Annotated in this window: 18 protein-coding genes; 8 read left to right on the forward strand and 10 right to left on the reverse strand. The window is 62.2% G+C overall.

The features are described 5' to 3' along the window. Window positions 1–2: 2 nt before the first annotated feature. Both J2045_RS17755 and J2045_RS17760 read right to left on the reverse strand, forming a co-directional pair. On the reverse strand, window positions 3–2,099 hold the full coding sequence (locus tag J2045_RS17755) for a TonB-dependent siderophore receptor (RefSeq protein WP_307375182.1): 2,097 nt from the start codon (window positions 2,097–2,099) through the stop codon (window positions 3–5). Between the two features lie 212 nt (window positions 2,100–2,311). After that, complete coding sequence (locus tag J2045_RS17760) at window positions 2,312–2,617, reverse strand: hypothetical protein (protein WP_307375184.1); 306 nt, start codon at window positions 2,615–2,617, stop codon at window positions 2,312–2,314. A gap of 216 nt (window positions 2,618–2,833) precedes the next feature. Here J2045_RS17760 and J2045_RS17765 point away from each other — a divergent pair, with 216 nt between their 5' ends. After that, window positions 2,834–3,205 carry a hypothetical protein gene (locus J2045_RS17765; protein WP_307375187.1) on the forward strand — a complete coding sequence of 124 codons (372 nt, stop codon included), beginning with the start codon at window positions 2,834–2,836 and terminating at the stop codon, window positions 3,203–3,205. A 102-nt stretch (window positions 3,206–3,307) separates the two neighbouring features. Here the strand turns inward: J2045_RS17765 and J2045_RS17770 are convergent, their stop codons facing one another. From J2045_RS17770 to J2045_RS17780, 3 genes are all read right to left on the reverse strand, one after another. Further along, window positions 3,308–3,826 carry a hypothetical protein gene (locus tag J2045_RS17770; RefSeq protein ID WP_307375190.1) on the reverse strand — a complete coding sequence of 173 codons (519 nt, stop codon included), beginning with the start codon at window positions 3,824–3,826 and terminating at the stop codon, window positions 3,308–3,310. Between the two features lie 108 nt (window positions 3,827–3,934). Further along, window positions 3,935–4,246 (reverse strand): hypothetical protein, encoded by a 312-nt coding sequence (locus tag J2045_RS17775; protein ID WP_307375193.1) that lies wholly within the window; start codon window positions 4,244–4,246, stop codon window positions 3,935–3,937. A 113-nt stretch (window positions 4,247–4,359) separates the two neighbouring features. Beyond that, entirely contained in the window at window positions 4,360–4,737 is a 378-nt protein-coding gene (locus tag J2045_RS17780; RefSeq protein ID WP_307375195.1) for a winged helix-turn-helix transcriptional regulator, read from the reverse strand. Window positions 4,738–4,846: 109 nt separating this feature from the next. On the opposite strand from J2045_RS17780, the gene J2045_RS17785 reads away from it, so the two are divergent. Continuing rightward, complete coding sequence (locus J2045_RS17785; RefSeq protein WP_307375198.1) at window positions 4,847–5,554, forward strand: glutathione S-transferase family protein; 708 nt, start codon at window positions 4,847–4,849, stop codon at window positions 5,552–5,554. A 388-nt stretch (window positions 5,555–5,942) separates the two neighbouring features. Here J2045_RS17785 and J2045_RS17790 read toward each other — a convergent pair whose 3' ends face one another. Further along, complete coding sequence (locus J2045_RS17790; RefSeq protein WP_307375201.1) at window positions 5,943–6,677, reverse strand: DUF3750 domain-containing protein; 735 nt, start codon at window positions 6,675–6,677, stop codon at window positions 5,943–5,945. Between the two features lie 72 nt (window positions 6,678–6,749). Here J2045_RS17790 and J2045_RS17795 point away from each other — a divergent pair, with 72 nt between their 5' ends. The 3 genes from J2045_RS17795 to J2045_RS17805 all read left to right on the forward strand — a co-directional run bounded on the left by J2045_RS17795 (window position 6,750) and on the right by J2045_RS17805 (window position 10,506). Beyond that, complete coding sequence (locus J2045_RS17795) at window positions 6,750–7,757, forward strand: asparaginase (protein ID WP_307375202.1); 1,008 nt, start codon at window positions 6,750–6,752, stop codon at window positions 7,755–7,757. A 131-nt stretch (window positions 7,758–7,888) separates the two neighbouring features. Further along, complete coding sequence (locus tag J2045_RS17800; RefSeq protein WP_307375205.1) at window positions 7,889–9,172, forward strand: GNAT family N-acetyltransferase; 1,284 nt, start codon at window positions 7,889–7,891, stop codon at window positions 9,170–9,172. Beyond that, entirely contained in the window at window positions 9,169–10,506 is a 1,338-nt protein-coding gene (locus J2045_RS17805; protein ID WP_307375208.1) for a lipopolysaccharide biosynthesis protein, read from the forward strand. The genes J2045_RS17800 and J2045_RS17805 overlap by 4 nt, the downstream gene beginning before the upstream one ends. A 6-nt stretch (window positions 10,507–10,512) precedes the next feature. On the opposite strand, the gene J2045_RS17810 is transcribed toward J2045_RS17805, so the two are convergent. After that, complete coding sequence (locus tag J2045_RS17810; RefSeq protein WP_307375211.1) at window positions 10,513–11,172, reverse strand: glutathione S-transferase family protein; 660 nt, start codon at window positions 11,170–11,172, stop codon at window positions 10,513–10,515. Between the two features lie 302 nt (window positions 11,173–11,474). Here J2045_RS17810 and J2045_RS17815 point away from each other — a divergent pair, with 302 nt between their 5' ends. Next, the gene (locus J2045_RS17815) at window positions 11,475–12,047 is read left to right on the forward strand and encodes a DUF2087 domain-containing protein (RefSeq protein ID WP_307375213.1); all 573 of its coding nucleotides are present in this window, start codon (window positions 11,475–11,477) and stop codon (window positions 12,045–12,047) included. A 30-nt stretch (window positions 12,048–12,077) separates the two neighbouring features. On the opposite strand, the gene J2045_RS17820 is transcribed toward J2045_RS17815, so the two are convergent. Both J2045_RS17820 and J2045_RS17825 read right to left on the reverse strand, forming a co-directional pair. Continuing rightward, window positions 12,078–13,922, reverse strand: coding sequence for a putative bifunctional diguanylate cyclase/phosphodiesterase (locus J2045_RS17820; protein WP_307375215.1), 1,845 nt, complete (start codon window positions 13,920–13,922; stop codon window positions 12,078–12,080). Between the two features lie 123 nt (window positions 13,923–14,045). Next, window positions 14,046–15,425: a TIGR03808 family TAT-translocated repetitive protein gene (locus J2045_RS17825; RefSeq protein ID WP_307375219.1), complete on the reverse strand. Its 1,380-nt coding sequence runs from the start codon at window positions 15,423–15,425 to the stop codon at window positions 14,046–14,048. Window positions 15,426–15,643: 218 nt separating this feature from the next. Here J2045_RS17825 and J2045_RS17830 point away from each other — a divergent pair, with 218 nt between their 5' ends. Next, window positions 15,644–15,847 carry a hypothetical protein gene (locus tag J2045_RS17830; protein ID WP_307375222.1) on the forward strand — a complete coding sequence of 68 codons (204 nt, stop codon included), beginning with the start codon at window positions 15,644–15,646 and terminating at the stop codon, window positions 15,845–15,847. Between the two features lie 186 nt (window positions 15,848–16,033). On the opposite strand, the gene J2045_RS17835 is transcribed toward J2045_RS17830, so the two are convergent. Next, a complete protein-coding gene (locus J2045_RS17835; RefSeq protein ID WP_307375226.1) occupies window positions 16,034–16,639 on the reverse strand; it encodes a MarR family winged helix-turn-helix transcriptional regulator in 606 nt (201 codons plus the stop codon). Window positions 16,640–16,703: 64 nt separating this feature from the next. On the opposite strand from J2045_RS17835, the gene J2045_RS17840 reads away from it, so the two are divergent. Beyond that, on the forward strand, window positions 16,704–18,317 hold the full coding sequence (locus J2045_RS17840; RefSeq protein ID WP_307375229.1) for an MDR family MFS transporter: 1,614 nt from the start codon (window positions 16,704–16,706) through the stop codon (window positions 18,315–18,317). Window positions 18,318–18,392: the final 75 nt, after the last annotated feature.

An 18,392-nucleotide genomic window follows, 5' to 3' on the forward strand; every position in this document is an offset into this window, starting at 1 on the left:
CATCAGAAACGATATCTCAGGCTGCCGTAAATGGTCCGGCCTTCATCCCAATAGCAGGAGCCGGCGGAGCAAATCGGCTTTTTGGTATCGAACAGGTTCTTGGCGTTCACCTGCAGTGTCAGACCCTGTAGGTCAGGATTGCTATAGCTGAAGTCGTAGGAGAGCGCGGCATCGACCAAGATGCGGCTGTCATTTTCGAAGCTGTTGTCGTCGTCACCATAGCTGTCGCCGACATAGCGAAGACCTGCTCCGAGCCCGAGACCCTCGAGTGGTCCTGTTTCCACAAGGTAGTGCCCCCAAAGCGATGCAATGTGGTTCGGCGTGCCGGAAAGCTCGTTGCCCTCGGTGCCGACCGCCCCCTTGTCGATCTTCATCCGCATATAGGTGTAGGAGGCGATGACGCTGAAGCCGTTGTCGAAGGAAGCATTCGCCTCCAGCTCGAGGCCGCGTGAGTTGAGATCGCGCTGCACTTGCTTGTTGATGCCGCTCGACGTGTCGAAAACCACGCCGTCCTGCTGATCTATGTCGAACAAGGCTGCGCTGAGAACGGCATTGGCTCCCGGAACCTCATACTTGACGCCGATCTCCTTCTGCTTGCCGATCGTCGGGTCGGCGACCCGGCTGACGTTGGTGCTCGGATCGTCATAAACGAACCCTACGTTGGGCGAAAACGAGGTCGAGTAGCTGGCATAAGGAATCAGCCCCTGCTCGGTGCGGTAGGAGAGGCCAATCCGTCCGGAGAAGCCATGGTCCGTTTGCTCGGTCGCCACAAAAGAGTCGTCGACGGCATCGGTCTTGACCCAGTCATAACGGGCGCTTGTGAAGAGCGTCAGGTTGTCCCATTCCATCTGGTCGTGAACGTAGAGCCCGACCATGTTGCTTCTCTGGCTACCGTAGAAGGGCGGATTGTCCGCGTCGAGGTCGGCCAATGTCGTGTAGGAGACGGCGCTATAGGCTGCGTAGTCAGACCAGTTATAGTCCAGACCCGCGACGGCAGTATGGCGGATGGAGCCGGTGTCGAATTCGAACTGTGCCATATTGTCGACAGTGAAATTCTTCATGTCCTCTTCGTAGTAGCCCCAGTAACGGGTGGGGGTGGTTCCGTAGAGGCCGCTATACTGCAGGTCGGCATCGACGGCGCTGTAGCGCAGGTTCTGCCGTAGCGTCACGACGTCGTTCAGACGATGTTCCAATTCGTAGCCGATGCGCCCCTGCGTCTGGTCGAAGTCGTTCCAGTTCGGATCGCCGCCATAAACGTCGGTGATCTCACCATAGGTCGGCTGATAGAAGAAGGCGGTCCCGCCGGTTGTTGCCTTCGAATATTCTGTAAGGACCGTAAACTTGGTGTCCTCGTCCGGCTTCCATGTGAAAGCAGGAGCGATGTAGAACTTGTCGTCGGGATAGCCCTTGAGCTCGGTCTCACTGTTACGACCCAGGGCGGTGAATCGATAGAGAAGGTTGTCCGCTTCGTTGACGGGGCCAGACATATCGACCCCCACCTGATAGCGCTTGTCCTGTCCTATGCCGATCTCGATCTCGCGGAATGGCTCGTCCTTCGGACGCTTGGTGACCACGTTCACGATGCCCCCAGGACCACTCACGCCATAAAGAGACGAGGCGGGACCTTTCAGGATGCTCACCCCTTCCACCCCATAGGGCTCCGTCCGCAGCCAAGCGGAGGGACCATTGAACTGCCGCAACCCGTCGCGGAACATGCCGTTGTAATAGGCGGGGAAACCGCGAAGATAAAAGGCGTCATAGCGGCTGTCGAAGCCGAACGTGTTCGGATTGACGCCGGCTGTGTAGGTCAGCGCCTCGTTCAGGGTCCGCGGCTTTTGATCTTCAATCTGATCCTGCGTCACAACCGAAACGGACTGAGGAATTTGGACCAGAGGTGTATCGGTCTTGGTCCCTGTCCGGTCCGCTTTGCCGACATAGCCATCCTGAACCAGAATGGCATCACTCTCTGATTCCACAACGATCGTATCGAGTTCCGTCTGAGCTTCCTGCGCGAAAACAAACCCGGCCTGCAAGGCGAGAGACGCGCCTGCCATCAAAGAGAGCTTGTGGCGCCAGAGCGCCGAACCGATTTTCACCATTGTGATCCCCAATAAAAAAACTAGGGGGTCAGATTTCAAAGATGAGAAAAAGAGTCAAGTAAACCCGCGCAACAATCAACGTGTCCGACGCCGGTGTCACCGAGAGGCCACACTTCCTTTCCCTCCTGGCAACCACCATCCCGGGGGAGCGCCCTCCACACCGCAAGCTCCCGCCCTGGCGGCCAAGCGGCCACACGTCACCGCAGTGCGGCTCAAATGCCGGATCCATCCAACTCCTTTTCGTCCTCGCCCTCCCAGGCCGGCGGTCTTGCCATTGCATCCATGTTCACCCCCGGCAGCGGCATCCAGCATTTCAGCTCCGGTTCCGCATAGGAAATGATCGCGCCCGGCGTCGAATCCGACGAGCGCCAGCCGTCGGCGCCGTATCGGTCGCCCCTCGACCAGTAGACGAGATCCACGGCGCCCGGTCCCTGTTCGGAAGCGCGGATGGTGACAAGGATACGGCTGCCGTCCTTCGGTGCGCTCAGCATGTTTCGCCAGCGGATCGGGTCTTCCATGATGTTCTCCTCCCATTGCGCAAGGGAGTGTCGCCTCCGGCGAGGATGCGGTCAACTGTGATGACGGGGGAGGGGGTAAGGCCGCCGTCCCCCTCAAGCCCGCCCTCAGGCCCCCCAAAACGCCCCCTTTAGGCTCGTGTCATGGCCGTTTGCGTCGCCGCCAATGTCACGCTACCTTCATGATCGGTTGAGGAGCCGAACACGGGAGGAATATGCATGAGACGTTTGTGGCCGGACGAACTGAAATCGATCTTCGAGGGTGCCGAAGAGGTGATGCTGGACATTCCCAAAGCTGAGCGCGAGGGCACAGGCCCGGGCGCCAAGACCCAGCGGGCCGCCCTGCGGGTCCGGGTCACCCAGGAGGACTATCAGCGCATCTGGCCGCTTGCCGAAACGCGCTACCGCCTGGACGGAAAACACGCCGGCAAGGCCGTCACGCTCATCGTCAACAACCCCCATTACCACGCCTGGCACCCCGCCGATGGCGGCACCGAGGAGCGCAAGGCCGACAGCGGCGTGCCCTACACGATCACATACATCACAGCCTATTTTCTGCTGGATGATGTCCGCGAGGAAGCGGTGGCCTGAGGGCGGGCGGGTATAGAGCGTCGAGATGAGAACGCGTTAAAGACATCGCGGCTGAAGCCGGCCCTCTTGTGGGGGCCGGCTTTCGTGCTTCTACGGCTCGACCTAACTTCCGCGAGAGAATAGCGGCGGCTGGAGATGCACGTTACGATATCGTTTCTCAAATTCCACGAGCACCACCTCAAGCGTTGCCTCGAAGACAGATTGCTCAAACGACATGGGCTCTCCTCTCTCGTGGAAATAGCGCCATCTTACGAATGCATCTTTGTGTTGAAAGAGGACATTTCGGATGCCATAATCAACATAGAGGATGTTGGGGTGGAGCGGCGCTACGGAAGCTTTGAAAGCTGAATCGAGCTTATGCTGACTTTCTTCGGTCAAACTATCAAAAATCTCTGCGAGATCGTGATGCTTGCGTTTCATCGTCTTGTCGTAGTCAAAAACGTACCAAGCCTTGAGCGCCAACTCCATCGATAGCGCCAGAAGCATCGGCTCTACCCCGATATGGGACCCATCCAAACCGAATGGACTCCCGGCCTCTCCATCTGGAAATGTCCGCGCTTTGTTCAAGATCTGCCGGGCGGCAACGCCCATTCTTACCGCAGTGGTGAGACGTTCACTCATACACCGTCCAATTTCGTTGCTGTTGATCGGATCGCGGGCAGAATTTTCCGCAATTAGGCAGCAACTGCCACCAAGTCTTCAACCATAGCCCTGAACCTCCGCTCCGCCTCAGGAATTAAGGCCGTTGTCCAGCACATAGGCCGAGATCGCTTCGGCTGTACGCAATGAGGCATGACGACTAGCCTCACTCACGCCAAGCTCCATGTGGTCGGAAACGATCGTGTCAAGATACCTGGCGGCTTCCTCAAGTGTTGCCCCCCGCAGGATCATGTTGGCGGCTTGACGAAGATAGGTGTCGTACTCATCGGCAGCGGCGTTTCGCCAAGCTACATCGTTGGACTGACGAATTCCGATAGGATCCCAATGATCCCATCCGATTTGGCGTAGTGCGTTAATATCGACGGCAGGATGCTCGCTCATCTAGTGACTCTTGGCGATAAGCGGCGTGAACACAAGCCAACTTTTCGATCAACTCCAACTTGATACCCTGCCACGGTAGCTTTGGTGGCAGTTGCTGCCTAATTGCGGAATTTTCAGCCTGGCTGCTGAGCGCGTTGATGACCATCCTGATCCGGGACCGTGACGCCCTGGTCAACCGGGATTGTGCCGCAGCTGTCCCACCAGTCGCCCAAGGCATCGATCAGCGGCACGAGCCGTTTGCCCGCAAGCGTGAGATCATATTCAACCCGAAGCGGATAGCCGTCAAACTCCGTGCGGACCACGATGCCGGCCTGCTCCAGCTTTCGCAGTTCAAGCGTCAGCATTTTATGCGAGATCGTCGGGTTGTCCCGGCGCAGATCGCTGAAGCGCTTCGTGCCCTCCTGGAGATAGTAGATCAGCAGGGTCGGCCAGCGACCGCTCAACACCTGCATGACTTCTTCGATCGGGCAGCGGGAAACGAGGTCTTTCATCGGTCGCCTATGGTGACAAAAAAGTGCGTAATTTACTTGGGAAACGTGCGGTCTATTTTCAAAGCTCCGCTGCGCAGCGTGATCAGAAGAAATCACGGAGAACAAGACCTTGGAACCCATACTGATATACGGCTTCCCGGCGGGAAGTTCCATGGGCCTGGTGGCCGCGCTGGAATGGCTGGGCAAGCCTTGCAGGCTGTGCCGCGTCGACATGTTCGGCGAAATGCGAGAGCCGGCCTACAAGCAGCTCAACCGGCGCGTCGAAACCCCTGCCTTCATCACCGATCGCGGCGAGAAGCTGACCGAGACCCTGGCCATCGCCGCCTGGCTCGAGACCCGCGATCTGGAGCGGCGCATCAGCTTCGATCCGCTGTCCGGCAAAGCGGACCGGGCCCACCAGCTGATGGCCTTCATCAACACCGGTTTCACCGCAGCCTTCAGTCCCCTATGGGCGGCGATGGAGATGCAGCCAGCCAATCCCAGCATGCAGTCGGCGCTCACCGAATGGGGCAGGGAGGCCGTCATCGAACGCCATGACCGGCTTGAAGAGATGATCGGGGATACCCCCTTTCTGGTCGGCAACCATCCCATGCTCGCCGATGGCATCCTGATCGGTGTCGCCCGTTGGCTCGATTTCCATCGGGTGGCCGACATCTCGCGCTGGCCAAAGCTCGCAGCCTTGAGGTCGCGCATCGAGGCCGATCCGGCTGTGATCTATGCGCATGCGCTGGAAAACGGCGAACGATCGCCGGGCAACGGAGCGTGCCTCGGCCACGTCACTTTGTCGGAAATCATTGCGCGTTTCGGTTCAAGATAGTGGATGCTGCGTTCCATGTCACAACGGAAGCTCTGCTTTGATCTTGCGTCCCGAAGCGCCAGCGCGCGAATTATGAACGCAGTCCGCCGCAATGCAACACAATTATCCAAACAAACCGTCACACAACGTGCCTTGTCGAATCCCGCCTGTCACCCTACCTTTTACCCATCGGCAACGTAACGAAAGGAAGGTGATCCAATGTCTAATGAGATTTCGGTCTGCGTATGTGACTTTGGAAAGGATGCGGTTTTGACGGGGCAGCCCTCGGCCTGACACAGCCTTCCTTCGGACGGTTGCCCCGTCCGGGTCCAGACAACAGGACCAAAACTCATGGGAGCCACCCTCGCGGGTGGCTCTTTTGATTCCGGTTGTCGGCAAGCCTTCGCGCTCACAGCCCAACCGTGCCAAAGCCCGGCACCTTGATGCCTGGCCGGGCGATATCGATGCCGGCGACCAGCCCCAGGAAATTCACCTCCAGCCCGCTGCGCATCCCCACCGAAAGCCCGGCCAGCCCGCCGAGGCTCACATGCAGGTCGCGTCCGTCCTTGTCGAGATGATAGAAGGCACCATCAGGCAGGTAGTCGCGCCCCACGGCATCCGGCGGCAAAACCGCGCCAAGTTCCGGCACCTCGCGCAGCACATGGGCGACAAACGTGTTGGAATTCGGCCCCGGATAGATCCGGTAACCGCCCGGCTGGCCATGGGGATAGCCCGCGATCGCCGCCTCCACCTGAGGGATCAGCCGCTTCGCCGCCTCGCCCTTCACCTCGGCCACGAGGCGCGGCGGGTTGGAATACCAGAAGGCGTCGGGCGCCCGGTGGTTGCGGCGAATGGGGGAGCCCCAGCCCACCTTGTCATAGCGCTGATAGCTGCCGTTTTCGTCCTTGGTGACGATCCAGGCATGGCTGGCAATCGCGCCTTTCAAGCCGCCGGTCATCGCCGAGAACACGTAGATCGCCGCTTGCGGGCTCTCTTCCGCGCTGGGCAAGAGGCCAGAGGACCCCCAGTTCGCCTCGCTCCAGCGCTGCGGCCGATCCTGCGACACCCAGAGCCCCGCCGAAACCAGCGTCGGCAGAACGAAGACCAGCAGAATGACGGAGACCGCGCGCAGCAGAAATTTCAATCCCGACCTCGAACAAGTTGACGTTGCATGCTTTAAATGGAGACTGAGATTGTTGGCATTTTGAGGCAGAGCATGGAAAATCCGGTCACGGTCGAGGTCACGCGCGGTCAACTCGTCGAGAGCCGCCATCGCGGCATGGCAGTCGTGGTCGATGCCGAAGGCCAGATCCTCTTTTCCGCCGGTGACATCGATGCCGCCATCTTCCCGCGTTCCGCCTGCAAGGCCATGCAGGCGCTGCCGCTGGTCGAGAGCGGGGCGGCTGATGCCTATGGTTTCGGCAACCGGGAGCTGGCACTTGCCTGCTCCTCCCATTCCGGCGAGCCGGAGCATGTTGCGACCGCCGCGTCCATGTTGAAGGCCGCCGGCCGGGACGAAAGCGTGCTCGAATGCGGCGCCCACTGGTCCTCGCATCAACCGGTGCTGATCGAGCAGGCCCGCACGCTCGACAGACCGTCAGCTCTCCACAACAACTGCTCCGGCAAACATTCCGGCTTCGTCTGCACCTGTTGTCACATCGGTGAAGACCCGCGCGGCTATGCCGGCTTCGACCACCCGCTGCAGCAGGCGATCCGCGCCATCATGGCGGATCTGACCGGTGCTGTTCTCTCAAGAGACAATTGCGGCACCGACGGCTGCTCCATCCCGACCTATGCCGTACCGCTCACGGGCCTTGCGCGCGGTTTCGGCAGGCTTGCGACGGGCAGGGGCCTTGAACCGATCCGCGCTGCCGCTGCCCGCCGTTTGATCGACGCCTGCATGGCCGAACCCTTTTATGTCGCCGGAACGAAACGTTTCTGCACGAAGCTGATGCAGGTGGCGCCGGGGAAAATCTTCGCCAAGACCGGTGCCGAAGGCGTCTTCTGCGCGCTGCTGCCGGAAAAAGGCCTGTCCTTTGCCGTCAAGGCCGAGGATGGCGCAAGCCGCGCCGCCGAGGCGATGATGGCAGCCCTGCTCGCCCGCCATTTCGAAAAGGACAGTGAGGAGCAAGCCGCCCTGATGAGCCTTGCCCATCATGGCATGACCAACTGGAACGGCTTGGCCGTCGGCACCGTCAGGGTCACAGATGTGCTTTTTGCCTGATCCTTCGTCGCCATGTCAGAGGTGTCCGCATGCGCTGCGTTCGCCTCAAGGGAGGTTTAACCCTTGCCGGTTAGGCTTTTCGCACGATCCACCATGCGCAACCGACGAGGCCGATTCCCATGGATGTTTCGATGAGAGAGCATGAACAGGCGACCGGCACCGTGACCGGCGGCCGCTGGACCGTGCCCGTCGAGCGGAACGGCCGCGTGCTCGAACTCGAATGCCGTGAAAGCCTCGACGATCTCGAAGCCCTGAAGGAAGAGTGGCAGGCGCTGGAGCGGCGCTGCCCGGAGACCTTCACCTATTTCCAGAGCTTCGACTGGTGCAGAACCTGGTGCAGGACCTTCCTCTCCGAAGAGGAGAGCGCCCGTGCGAGGCCCAAGATCTACGTGCTGTGGGATGGCGCCGATTGCATCATGATCTGGCCGCTGATGACGCGCCGCATCGGCGCGTCGCTCACCGTGCTGATGCCGCTGACCGCGCCGATGAACCAGTATGCCACGGTGCTTTACGATCCCGGCGCCTTCGATGTCGCGCTTGGCGGCGCCGTCTTCGAGAAGATCCGCAATCGCGGCGGCCGTGATGCCATCTGTGTCGATCACGTGCCGCAAAGCGCATTGCTTGCCCGCATCATCGAGGGAGAGGGCCGCTCGTCTGCCGTCTCGCAGCAGTCCTCCATCTTCGACCTGACCGGATTTCCCGACTGGGAGAGCCATCACCGCAGCTTGCCGAAGAAGCAGCGCCTGCAGCGCAACAGCCGCCGCAACAGGCTGGAAAAGCTGGGCGTCGTCGATTATCGCATTTTGGTTCCCGGCAGCGAGGGCTATGCCGAGAATATCGAGCGCTGCCTGGCAATGAAGCAGGACTGGCTGAAGGGCACCGGCCGCCGCGGCCGCAACGTCTTCGATCCGCGCTTCACCGCCTTCCTGCATGGTCTGGGCGAGGGGGCCGATGAGGATGAGGGTCGCGTCTTCCTGCATGCGCTGACGCTCGACGGGGTGCCGATCGCCATGGAGCTCGGCATGCGCTTCCGGCAGCACTACTACTGTTTTCTCGGTGCGATCGATCTGACCTACCAGAAACACTCCCCCGGCAAGGTGCAGATGGAGAATGCCCAGCGCTGGGCGATCGAGACTGGCATCCGGCGTTTCGACTTCCTGAACGATCCCTCGACCTACAAGTCGAGCTGGACCAATACGGCGGAACCGCTGGCAGCAAGCTACATCCCCTTCACCTCGCTCGGCTATCTGTATTGCCGCCACTGGAAGGCGGGCCTTCGTCCGCGTCTGCGCGCGCTTTATGACGGGATCGGCCCGGCCTGGCGAAACCGCGTGCGGGTCACCATCGATGCGCTTCAGCAGTTCTTTGGTCGAAACGGCAGCACCGTGAGCCTGATGCTCTGCTGCGTTCCATGATAGCGAGACTGCGGCGCAAGCTTGTCGGTGTCCTCGACGATCCCGGCCTGCACGGTGCGCTTGTCAGCATTTCGGTGCGCATTGCCGCCGCCTTTGTCGGTCTTGGCCTTCAGATCCTGCTCGCCCGCCTGATGGCACTTGAGGACTACGGGGTCTATGTCATCCTCTGGACCTGGGTCAGCGTCGTCGGCCAGGTCGGCGTGCTCGGTTTCTACGATTCCGCCGCCCGCTTCATCCCGCGTTATGGCCGGCGCGACAGCCAAGCCCATCTCGCCGGCTATCTCGCAACCGGCTTTCGCGCCGTCATTCTCGGGTCCGGGTTTCTGGCCGTCGCAGCCCTTGCCTTCCTTTTCCTGCTGCCTGATCTCGTCGATCCGGCTTTCCTGCTCCCCATCGGGGTGCTCGCGCTTGGCTTTCCCGTTCTCTCGCTCGAAACCTATCTGACCGGTATCGCCAGAGGCTTCGGCTGGTATGCGCTCTCGACCATTCCGGGTTTCATCCTGCGACCAGTGCTGATCATGCTCGGGGTCGGGATCGCCGAGCTTGCCGGTCTTGCCCTCGATGCCGTGACGGTTCTCTCCCTCGTCGTGCTCGCCTCCGTGCTGGTGCTCGTGGTCCAGGCTCTCATCCTGCGCGCCCGCCTGCCGAGAAGCGTTCGGCCCGTGACGACGCCCGAGCGCCGCCGCTTCTGGCTTCTCGCTTCGGTGCTGATGATGCCCGCGATGACGGCGGAGGAACTCTTCGTCTGGATCGACGTACTGATCCTCGGCTTCCTGGTGCCGCCCGATCAGGCCTCGCTTTATTTCGCCGCCCAGCGGTCACTGTCGCTTGCCGCCTTCGTGCAATATGGCTTCATGCTGGTCGCCGCCCGTGGCTTCTCCCAGTCACTCGCCTCGGCCGACAGGGCAGGGCTGCAGGCCCGCATCACCCGCTCGACCAACGCCACCTTCTGGCTCACCATTCCCTCGGTCGCCCTCACTCTTGTCGCCGGCTATCCCCTGTTGCACCTCTTTGGAGAGGCCTTCGTATCGGCCTATCCCTGCCTGGCTCTGCTTGGGCTCGCCTATGTCATCCGCGCTGCCACCGGCCAGGCCGCCGAGCTGCTCGTCGTCCAGGGCCGCTACCGCCTGAGCCTTTTGATCGTCTCGATTTCGGTGGCTGCCTGCCTCGTCCTCATGCTGTTGCTGGTGCCCCTTTGGGGCATCACCGGCGCCGCAGTCGCCATGGTCCTGGTGCAGCTCATCCGGCTCGTGGTGGTGACGGGGCTTGTCCACCACCACACCGGCTATTGGGTGCTGGCGCGTCCGTTCATGCGGGGGGCCGGGCCAGAGTGAAAGTGGCTACTCCACCTCGGCCAGTCGCTTCTCCCACATCGCCTTGAAACCCGGGCGTGCCTGGATGCGGGCAAGCCATTCTGCCGTCTTCGGATGGGCGTCGAACAGCGGCTGGTAGGCCTGGGCATAACGCACCACTTCGCCGAGGTTGATGTCGGCCACGGTGAAGCGTCCGCCGACGGCGTAATCATTGCTGGAAAAATGCTTCTCCATCACGCCGAATGGCCGCGAAAGGATGCGCGCAACCGCCTTGGCCTCCGCCTGACCGGCCTCGGTCGCGAGCCGTCCTTCGTTGTTGGCCATGGAGATTTTCAAGGCTTCCGTCTCGATCGAGGTCGCGGCAAACAGCGACCATTGCAGCATCTGCGCCTCTTCGATGAGATCGCGCGGCGCGATCGGCCCGCCATGCTTGCGTGCCACATAAAGCGTTTGCGCCAGCGACTCGTTCAGCACCAGCCCGTCGTCCTCGATCGTCGGGATGCTGCCCATCGGATTGACCGCGAGAAAGCCGGCTGAACGGGTGTTCAGCCGCGCATCTGCTGCCATCGGATCCTTGAGCTTGTAGGCCTGCAGCACCGGTACCAGCTCGAAGGGGGCGCCAAGCTCCTCCATCAGCCAGAGAACGCGTGTCGCGCGGGACTTGTAGACGCCATAGATCTTCAGCATGCCGGTCTCCCTTGAATGGTGCGCAGAAAACTATCTTGCAGCGGACGGTAGGAAAAGCCGTCCCCGTTGATGGCATCGATGAAATTTCCTGATCGCCGGCGGAATTGACAATCCCCGCCGGCCGCGCGTATCCATGGACCTCCAGGGTCCGCAGTTCACCCAGGCGTCACCGCCCCGATGAGGGGAGCTAAACCTGCCTTTCTCTTGTCGACGTCAGCTCGTTTTCCCGTGCCCCGTCGGAAGTCGGTGACCACCGGCCTTGTTGGTTGCTCTCGCGACCGGGCACGACCAGGAGAATTGAGATGTCGAGGACAACACACGCTTATTCTGCGCCCGATCTGTCGGCGCTGGCCAAGTCCCTGAAGCGCGAACTGGAGACACGGGCGGAATTGCCCGGCCATGTCGAGCTCTTGAACATGCTGACCCGTGCCGTGGGCTTTCGCAACTATCAGCATTTCAAGGCAAGCCGCGCAGCAGAGCAACGTCTTGCCAACCCACCGGTCGTCGAGGCCGAGCCTGCGGTCGATTTCCGTCGCGTCGAGCTCACCGCCCGCTGCTTTGCCGGAACGGACGTGCTCGTTCGCTGGCCTGGCAAGTTCAGCCAGCAGCAGCTCGCCCTTTGGGTGCTCTGGTCCTTTCTGCCGGCCGGGGGGGAGATGCCCGAAAAGGCGGTGAACGACGTGCTGATGCGCCACAACGGCTTTGCCGATCACGTGCTGATCCGCCGAGAACTGGTCAATATGGGGCTTTTGACGCGAACGCCCGATTGCCGCCTCTACCGGCGGATGGAGAAGCGACCGCCGCCGGAGGCGCGCGCGCTCATCCGGCTCGTTTCCAGCCGTGGTCTCGGGGAGCGCGCTGCGGTGATGTCGTAAGCCTGGCTGTGGGCAGGCGGGGTCACGGCCTCAGCCTGCCCGATGCAGCTCGGGCTCGCCAGCCCGCTCCTTCAGGATGCCGGTCCAGTCGCGATGGAAACCGCTCGCCCTCAGGAACGCGGTCGTCTGGTGTCGGTCGACCGGACGCGAGAAGAAATAACCCTGGCCTGCGGTGCAGTCGAGCGACAGCAGATGTTCGGCCTGTCCCTGTTCCTCGACGCCCTCCGCCACCACCCAGATGCCGAGGCCCCGGGCGATCTCCAGCAGCCCCTTGGTGATGACGCCGCCGCCGCCGCCGGCATCCGAGAGCCGGCGCACGAAGCATTTGTCGATTTTCAGAATGTCCACCGGCACGGTCAGCAGATGCGTCAGCGAGGCGAAGCCGGTGCCGAAATCGTCGAGGGCGACCTTGATGCCAGCCTCGCGCATGGCGTGGATTTCCTCGGCAACCACGTGATCCTTCTGGGCGAGATAGACGGATTCCGTCACCTCCGCGACGATCTTCTCGGCGCCGACGCCCTGTTTGGCAAAGGCATCGAGCATGCGTTGCGTCAGCCCGCCGCGATGGAAATCGGCGGCGGAAAGATTGATCCCGACGCGCGAGAAGGGCAGGCCCTCGGCCCGCCAGCGGCCGGCATCGGCGGCAACCCGCTCGAGCATGCGATCGGTGATCTCGATCGCCACATGCGCATCCTTCATCGCTTCGTGGAAATGGGCGGCTGCCACCAGCGTACCGTCCGGGGCGATCATCCGGCATAGCGATTCGAAACCCATGATCCGGCCGGTCGTCAGATGCACCACAGCCTGGTAATGGGCATCGATCCGGTCGTCGCGCAGTGCCTTGTCGACGTCCTGCACCGAGCGGAAACGTTTGACGATCGCGGTGCCGAGGCCGGGGGCATATTCCAGATAGCGCCCGCGCGCCCGTTCCTTGGCGTGATAAAGCGCGTAGTCGGCATTCTGCCGCACCTGTTGCGGGCTCCGCTCCAGGCCGGCCTTGGCGCCGCCAAGCGTGGCGGCGGGATAGACCAGATGCCCGCCGCAATCGGCCGGCTCCTTGATCCGGTGGATCAGCCGATCGGCGAGTTCCGTCGGATCCGTCGTTTCCAGGCAGGGCACGATCACCGCGAATTCGTCGCCGCCGATCCGGAAGGTCATGTTGGCCGGGGCCATTTCCTTCAGCCGCTGCGCGACGATGTGGATCAGGCCGTCACCGGCGCCATGGCCGAACGTGTCGTTGACCATCTTCAGATTGTCGAGGTCGATCAGCATCAGGGCCCAGTCTGTGCCCCGGCGCGCCACCTCATTGATCGTTTCGTTGAACCGGCTGCGATTGCCGAGTCCTGTCAGGTTGTCGGTTTCTGCGAGCCGCCGCCGTTCGGCGATGCGCTGGTCACGTTCGATGGCGATCGCGCAGAGATGCACGCAGGCCTCGACCACGGCGCGCTCGTCAGCGGAGGGCCCGCGCGCTACACGGTAGTAGAAGGCGAAGGTGCCGAGCACCTTACCGGCGCCGATGATCGGTGTTGACCAGCAGGCCTTCAGGCCGATGGGCAGGGCAAGCCCCTTGTAGGGCTGCCAATAGGGATGGGTGTCGATATCTTCCACCAGCACCGGTTCGCCTGTATGTGCCGCCGTCCCGCAGGAGCCGACACCCGGCCCGACGGCGGTCCCGTCGATGGCCGCGGTGTATTCGAAGGGCAGGGACGGTCCGGCGAGGTGGCGCAAGCGCTTCTCATCGTCCAGCAGCAGCACCGAGCAGACGATGTCGTCGCTCATCTGCTCGACCTCGCGGCAAAGCAGATCGACGGTTTCGGCCAGGGAACGCCCGGTGGCGATCATTTCGAGGATGGTATTCTGAAGTTTCAGGAACATGGGTGCCGTTGCCGTGTGACTGCAACGAGTAGATCAGCGTCACCTTAAACAGAAATTACGACTACCCGGAAATACCGATATTGGTTTCCGATCCGTAAACGATCGGCGCCACATTGTCCCGGATCAGGACGCCACGCGTATGTTGCCGGAAAGGCTGAGGTTAACGAAGGAGGAGCTCTCGTCGGCCAGGTCTTCCGTCACCCGGTCGTTCCAGCGATAGCCGAGGATGGCACCATCTGATGCGCCTTCGATGATGTTGTCGCGCACCACCGCATGGCCCGCACCCTCCACCACGCTGATCCGCATGCCCTCCGGGCTGCCGCGCAGGATGTTGTCGCTGACGATGACGTTACGAAGATAGGGCCCCCAGCCCACTGCGATGGCCGCCGTTTGCGCGCCCTCCACCAGGTTGCCGCTCACCAGCGTGTCGGCCTCCACGGAAATGCCGAAGCCGAAGCCGCTGACGATCGGCTCATAGGGGCCCTTGTTCACGATGCCCCTGACAATGTTGTTGCTGACGGTCGAAAGCCGCCCGCCCTGGTCGAAATTGGCGACCGAGATGCCGATCGCCGCGCCATCGATCAGGTTGTCCGTAATCAGCGCTGCCTCGAATTCGAACTCGGCATAGACAGCCGTCTCGCCCGAGCGGAAGGCCTGGTTGCCGCTGATGGTGATGTTGGAGGCCGAGTTCGCCCGGATCGCGGAAAAGGCACAGTCGGAGACGTGGTTCTGGGAAACCAGTACGTTGTCGGCCCTGAAGACGTTGATGCCGTTGCCATACTGACCGGTGCCGCCATTGGTCGCGCCGATACGCGCCACCCGGTTGCCGGTGATGACCGTGCCGTCCTCGCCTTTCGTCCAGCGATGCACGAGGATGCCGCCATTGCCACAGTCGGAGACATGATTGTTGCGAACTGAAAAGGCTCTGTTCTCGATCGCCCAGACCCCGGTCTCGGCGGCTCCCGAGACGCGTGTGTCCTCGATCCGGCCGCCGGAGCGCGCGAGATAGATCCCGCATTTGCGGCTGCCGACGATCTCGCAGCCGTCGATCACGACCTCGTCGACGCTTCGGAAGGCAAGAAGCCCTTCCGTATAGTCCGCCAGCCAGCGATTGGCGCCGTCGAAAGTGATGCCGGAAAGGCTGACCCGGGAGATATCCTGGCCCGCGATCAGGTGGCCGTCGCCGCGATAGATGAGCCGGGTCAGGCCCGGAACCCCGGTCAGCCGGCTGCCGTCGCGCAGTTCCAGATTGGCAACCTCATAGGTGCCGGCCGGCAGGAAGACCGGCTGGCCGACGGCGGCTGCGCGGTCGATCAGTGCCTGCAGCTTGCGGCTCTGGTCGTCTTCCGTGCCCGGCAGGATCCCGGCCTCCGCCGCATCGAAACCACCCCGCAGCTCCGCCATGGCAAGCGTCTGGGCTCCAGCCATGCGCGGGCCAGCCGGCAGTCCCGCCGTCGCGAGCAGCCCGCCGAGGCCAAGCATGACCGAGCGTCGAGAAGGCATCCTGTTCGTTCCGTTTCGGGTGGATTGCGAATGGGGCGACCTTGGAGCAAGTGCGACGGACCGGCAAGAACAGGCTTAAAACAGTGTTAACGTCTGAGATGAAGGACTTCGCCTTTGGTCTAAGCGATCGCGAGCAAGGACTTGAGCCAGATCAAGGAAATTCGCCGCCAGACTCCTATGGTGATTATCGAAAGACGTGAGTGCGAAGGAGAAAGACCATGCTTCGTCTGGCCGCAGTCCTCTATATCCTGGTTGCCAGCGCCGTGGGCGGCGCATCGGTCATCGCGGTCTTGTCCCTGGACATGCGGCAAGGCTGGCAGATCGCGGCGGCTTTTGCGACGGGTCTGGTGATCTCCATTCCGATTGCCGTCGTATTGGGCAAGAAGATCTACAATGCAATGCAGGGCCCCAAGCCCATCTGATCCCATTTTCCTTCGGCATGGGACGCAAGCCTTTCCTGTTCTGGCGGAGCGGGAAGGTGGTGAACAACCAGTCCCATGACGACCGGCCGGCATTTTCTCGGGGGAGGGAGTGCCGGTCGGGTCGTTTCTGCGGCAGTCTTGCCCGAATTCCGGGCCGATGCCGTCATGCCCTGCGGCATGCCCCTCTTAGCTCTCGTCCTGCTCGAAGCGGTCGAACCGGGCTTCAAGGCCCTCTGTGAAGCGCGTGTAGAGGCGCCCGAAGGCCTCCACGTCTGCCGCCGGCCATCCGGCCGTGGCTTCTGCGATGATCTCCCGCTTGATCGCCTCGATCTCGTCCAGCACCTGCCGTCCGGCCGCCGTCACCTTGACCAGGCTGCGGCGCCCGTCCTCCTGTGAGGCGGCCCGCTCCAGCAGGCCCTGACGCACGAGGTCCGCCACGATCCGGCTGCCGCGCGAGGGGTCGATCCTCAACTGCTCGGCAATCGTGCCCACCGTTACCTCCTGCTGGCTGCCGATCCGCTTGATGACGCCAATCGCATCGAGGTCGGAGAGTTCGAGCCCGGTGCCGATGCGCTTCAAGGCCATGCGCCCGATGAACCGGCGGCCGATCAGAAGCCGCATGCGGGTCATCGCCTGGCCGATCGCGGCCAGCGGCGGATCGCCTGAGAAGGGAACCGCGGCGGGTTCGGTGACGGGTTCATCGGCGGCGGGTTTGGGGTGTGAAGCAGACATCATGGCGGGAGCATAACAGAGCGCGCCTTGCTCGAAAAGCAAAATAGATGCCATCAGCAAATATGTGCTATTGACATATAATTGCGAGAGGCACATTTTGCGGTCAGACAGGAGCCCCCGATCCATGACCAAGTTCACCACCGCGGCCCAGTCCGGGCCTGATACACGCTTTGAACCGCATCCCAATGCGCCGTCAGCCGCAACGGGCGGCCCGGCGGGCTCGGGCAGCACGCCCCTGGTCACCGATCCGAAACTTCGCCTCTTCGTCTATCTCCTCTTGATGTCGGCCATGTTCATGGCCACCCTCGACAACCAGATCGTCTCCACCGCGCTGCCCACCATCGTCGGTGAATTCGGCGAGCTCGAGCGTTTCGGCTGGGTCGGCTCCGCCTATCTGCTGACCACCAGCGCCGTCATGCCGCTCTACGGCAAACTCGGCGATCTCTTCGGCCGCAAATACGTGATCATGGCGGCGATCGCGATCTTCACGCTCGGCTCCCTGGTCTGCGGCCTCGCCGTCTCCATGGACACGCTGATTGCAGCCCGCGTCCTCCAGGCGCTCGGCGGCGGCGGCATCATGGTCTCAATCTTCTCGATCAATGCCGATCTCTTCGAACCGCGTGAGCGCGCCCGCTACCAGAGCTATTCGAGCCTTGTGCTAATGGCCTCGGGCGCGCTGGGTCCGGTCCTTGGTGGGACTTTGTCGGATCTCTTTGGCTGGCGCTCGATTTTCCTCGTCAACCTGCCGATCGGCATTGCCGTCTTCATCGGTCTCGCCTTCCTGCTTCCCTATCGCAAGCCGAACCGCAAACCGAAGATCGACTATGCCGGCGCGATCCTGCTCGCCGGTGCCGTCGCCTCCATCGTCTTCTGGGCCGATAGCGGCCAGATATTCGGCTCGCTGATGTCATGGGAAAGCCTGGCTGTCGTCGCCTTTGGCGCCCTCTGCGCCACGGGCTGGGTCTTGGTCGAGCGTCGCGCGCCGGAGCCCGTCGTGCCGCTGTCGCTCTTCTCCAAGCCCACCATCAACCTGCTGCTGGTCATCTCGATTGTCTCGGGCGCGATCGGCATCGGCTCGGTCAACTACATCGCACTCTTCCTTCAGACGACAACAGGCCTGTCGCCCTCCATGGCCGGCCTGCTCTTCATCGCCACAACAGGCGGCATCGCGCTCGGCTCGCTGACATCGGGCCGCCTGATCGCCAGAAGCGGTCGCTACAAGCCCTTCAGCATTGCCTCGACTGCACTGGGCGTCATCAGCCTCGGCATCTTCTCCTTCATCCATGCCGGAACGCCGGTCGTCTTCATCGGCATGGTCATGCTGCTGCAGGGTTTTGGCGTCGGCGTCGGCCAGCAGGTGCCGGTCATCGGCGTGCAGAACGCCGCCTCAAAAGCCGATGTCGGGGCCGCCACGGGCACCGTCACGCTTACCCGCATGGGCGGTGCTGCCATCGCCATTTCCATCTACGGCGCAATCGTCAGCTCCGGCCTCACCCATGTCCAGATCGCGCTGCCCGGCGGCGTCGACTTCCGCAACCTGACGCCCGAAGCCCTGGCCGCCCTGCCGGACGCCGCCCGGATGCTGGTCGCCAACGCCTATTCCGACGCCTTCGTCCCGCTCTTCCTGACGGCCTCCGGCATGATGGTCATCGGCCTCATCTGCGCGCTGCTTCTGCCCAACATCCGCCTGCCGCGCGAAGGCGAAGGTAAGCCGGACCCGGCGGTCGTCGCCGATTAGCAGCTGGAACACAAGAAAAGACCCCAGCTCACGGAGAGCTGGGGTCGTTCTGCCTCGTCCTGGTTTTCGTCGAGG

It is taken from the genome of Peteryoungia aggregata LMG 23059, assembly GCF_030814435.1.
GTDB classification, from domain to species: Bacteria; Pseudomonadota; Alphaproteobacteria; order Rhizobiales; family Rhizobiaceae; genus Allorhizobium; species Allorhizobium aggregatum.

Coding starts and splice junctions, on each gene's coding strand:
- J2045_RS17820 (WP_307375215.1), bottom strand. CDS start 13,922: ATGTTCCTGAAACTTCAGAATACCATCCTCGAAATGATCGCCACCGGG.
- J2045_RS17780 (WP_307375195.1), bottom strand. CDS start 4,737: ATGAAAGACCTCGTTTCCCGCTGCCCGATCGAAGAAGTCATGCAGGTG.
- J2045_RS17810 (WP_307375211.1), bottom strand. CDS start 11,172: ATGCTGAAGATCTATGGCGTCTACAAGTCCCGCGCGACACGCGTTCTC.
- J2045_RS17755 (WP_307375182.1), bottom strand. CDS start 2,099: ATGGTGAAAATCGGTTCGGCGCTCTGGCGCCACAAGCTCTCTTTGATG.
- J2045_RS17760 (WP_307375184.1), bottom strand. CDS start 2,617: ATGGAAGACCCGATCCGCTGGCGAAACATGCTGAGCGCACCGAAGGAC.
- J2045_RS17805 (WP_307375208.1), top strand. CDS start 9,169: ATGATAGCGAGACTGCGGCGCAAGCTTGTCGGTGTCCTCGACGATCCC.
- J2045_RS17775 (WP_307375193.1), bottom strand. CDS start 4,246: ATGAGCGAGCATCCTGCCGTCGATATTAACGCACTACGCCAAATCGGA.
- J2045_RS17815 (WP_307375213.1), top strand. CDS start 11,475: ATGTCGAGGACAACACACGCTTATTCTGCGCCCGATCTGTCGGCGCTG.
- J2045_RS17830 (WP_307375222.1), top strand. CDS start 15,644: ATGCTTCGTCTGGCCGCAGTCCTCTATATCCTGGTTGCCAGCGCCGTG.
- J2045_RS17840 (WP_307375229.1), top strand. CDS start 16,704: ATGACCAAGTTCACCACCGCGGCCCAGTCCGGGCCTGATACACGCTTT.
- J2045_RS17800 (WP_307375205.1), top strand. CDS start 7,889: ATGAGAGAGCATGAACAGGCGACCGGCACCGTGACCGGCGGCCGCTGG.
- J2045_RS17825 (WP_307375219.1), bottom strand. CDS start 15,425: ATGCCTTCTCGACGCTCGGTCATGCTTGGCCTCGGCGGGCTGCTCGCG.
- J2045_RS17765 (WP_307375187.1), top strand. CDS start 2,834: ATGAGACGTTTGTGGCCGGACGAACTGAAATCGATCTTCGAGGGTGCC.
- J2045_RS17770 (WP_307375190.1), bottom strand. CDS start 3,826: ATGAGTGAACGTCTCACCACTGCGGTAAGAATGGGCGTTGCCGCCCGG.
- J2045_RS17795 (WP_307375202.1), top strand. CDS start 6,750: ATGGAAAATCCGGTCACGGTCGAGGTCACGCGCGGTCAACTCGTCGAG.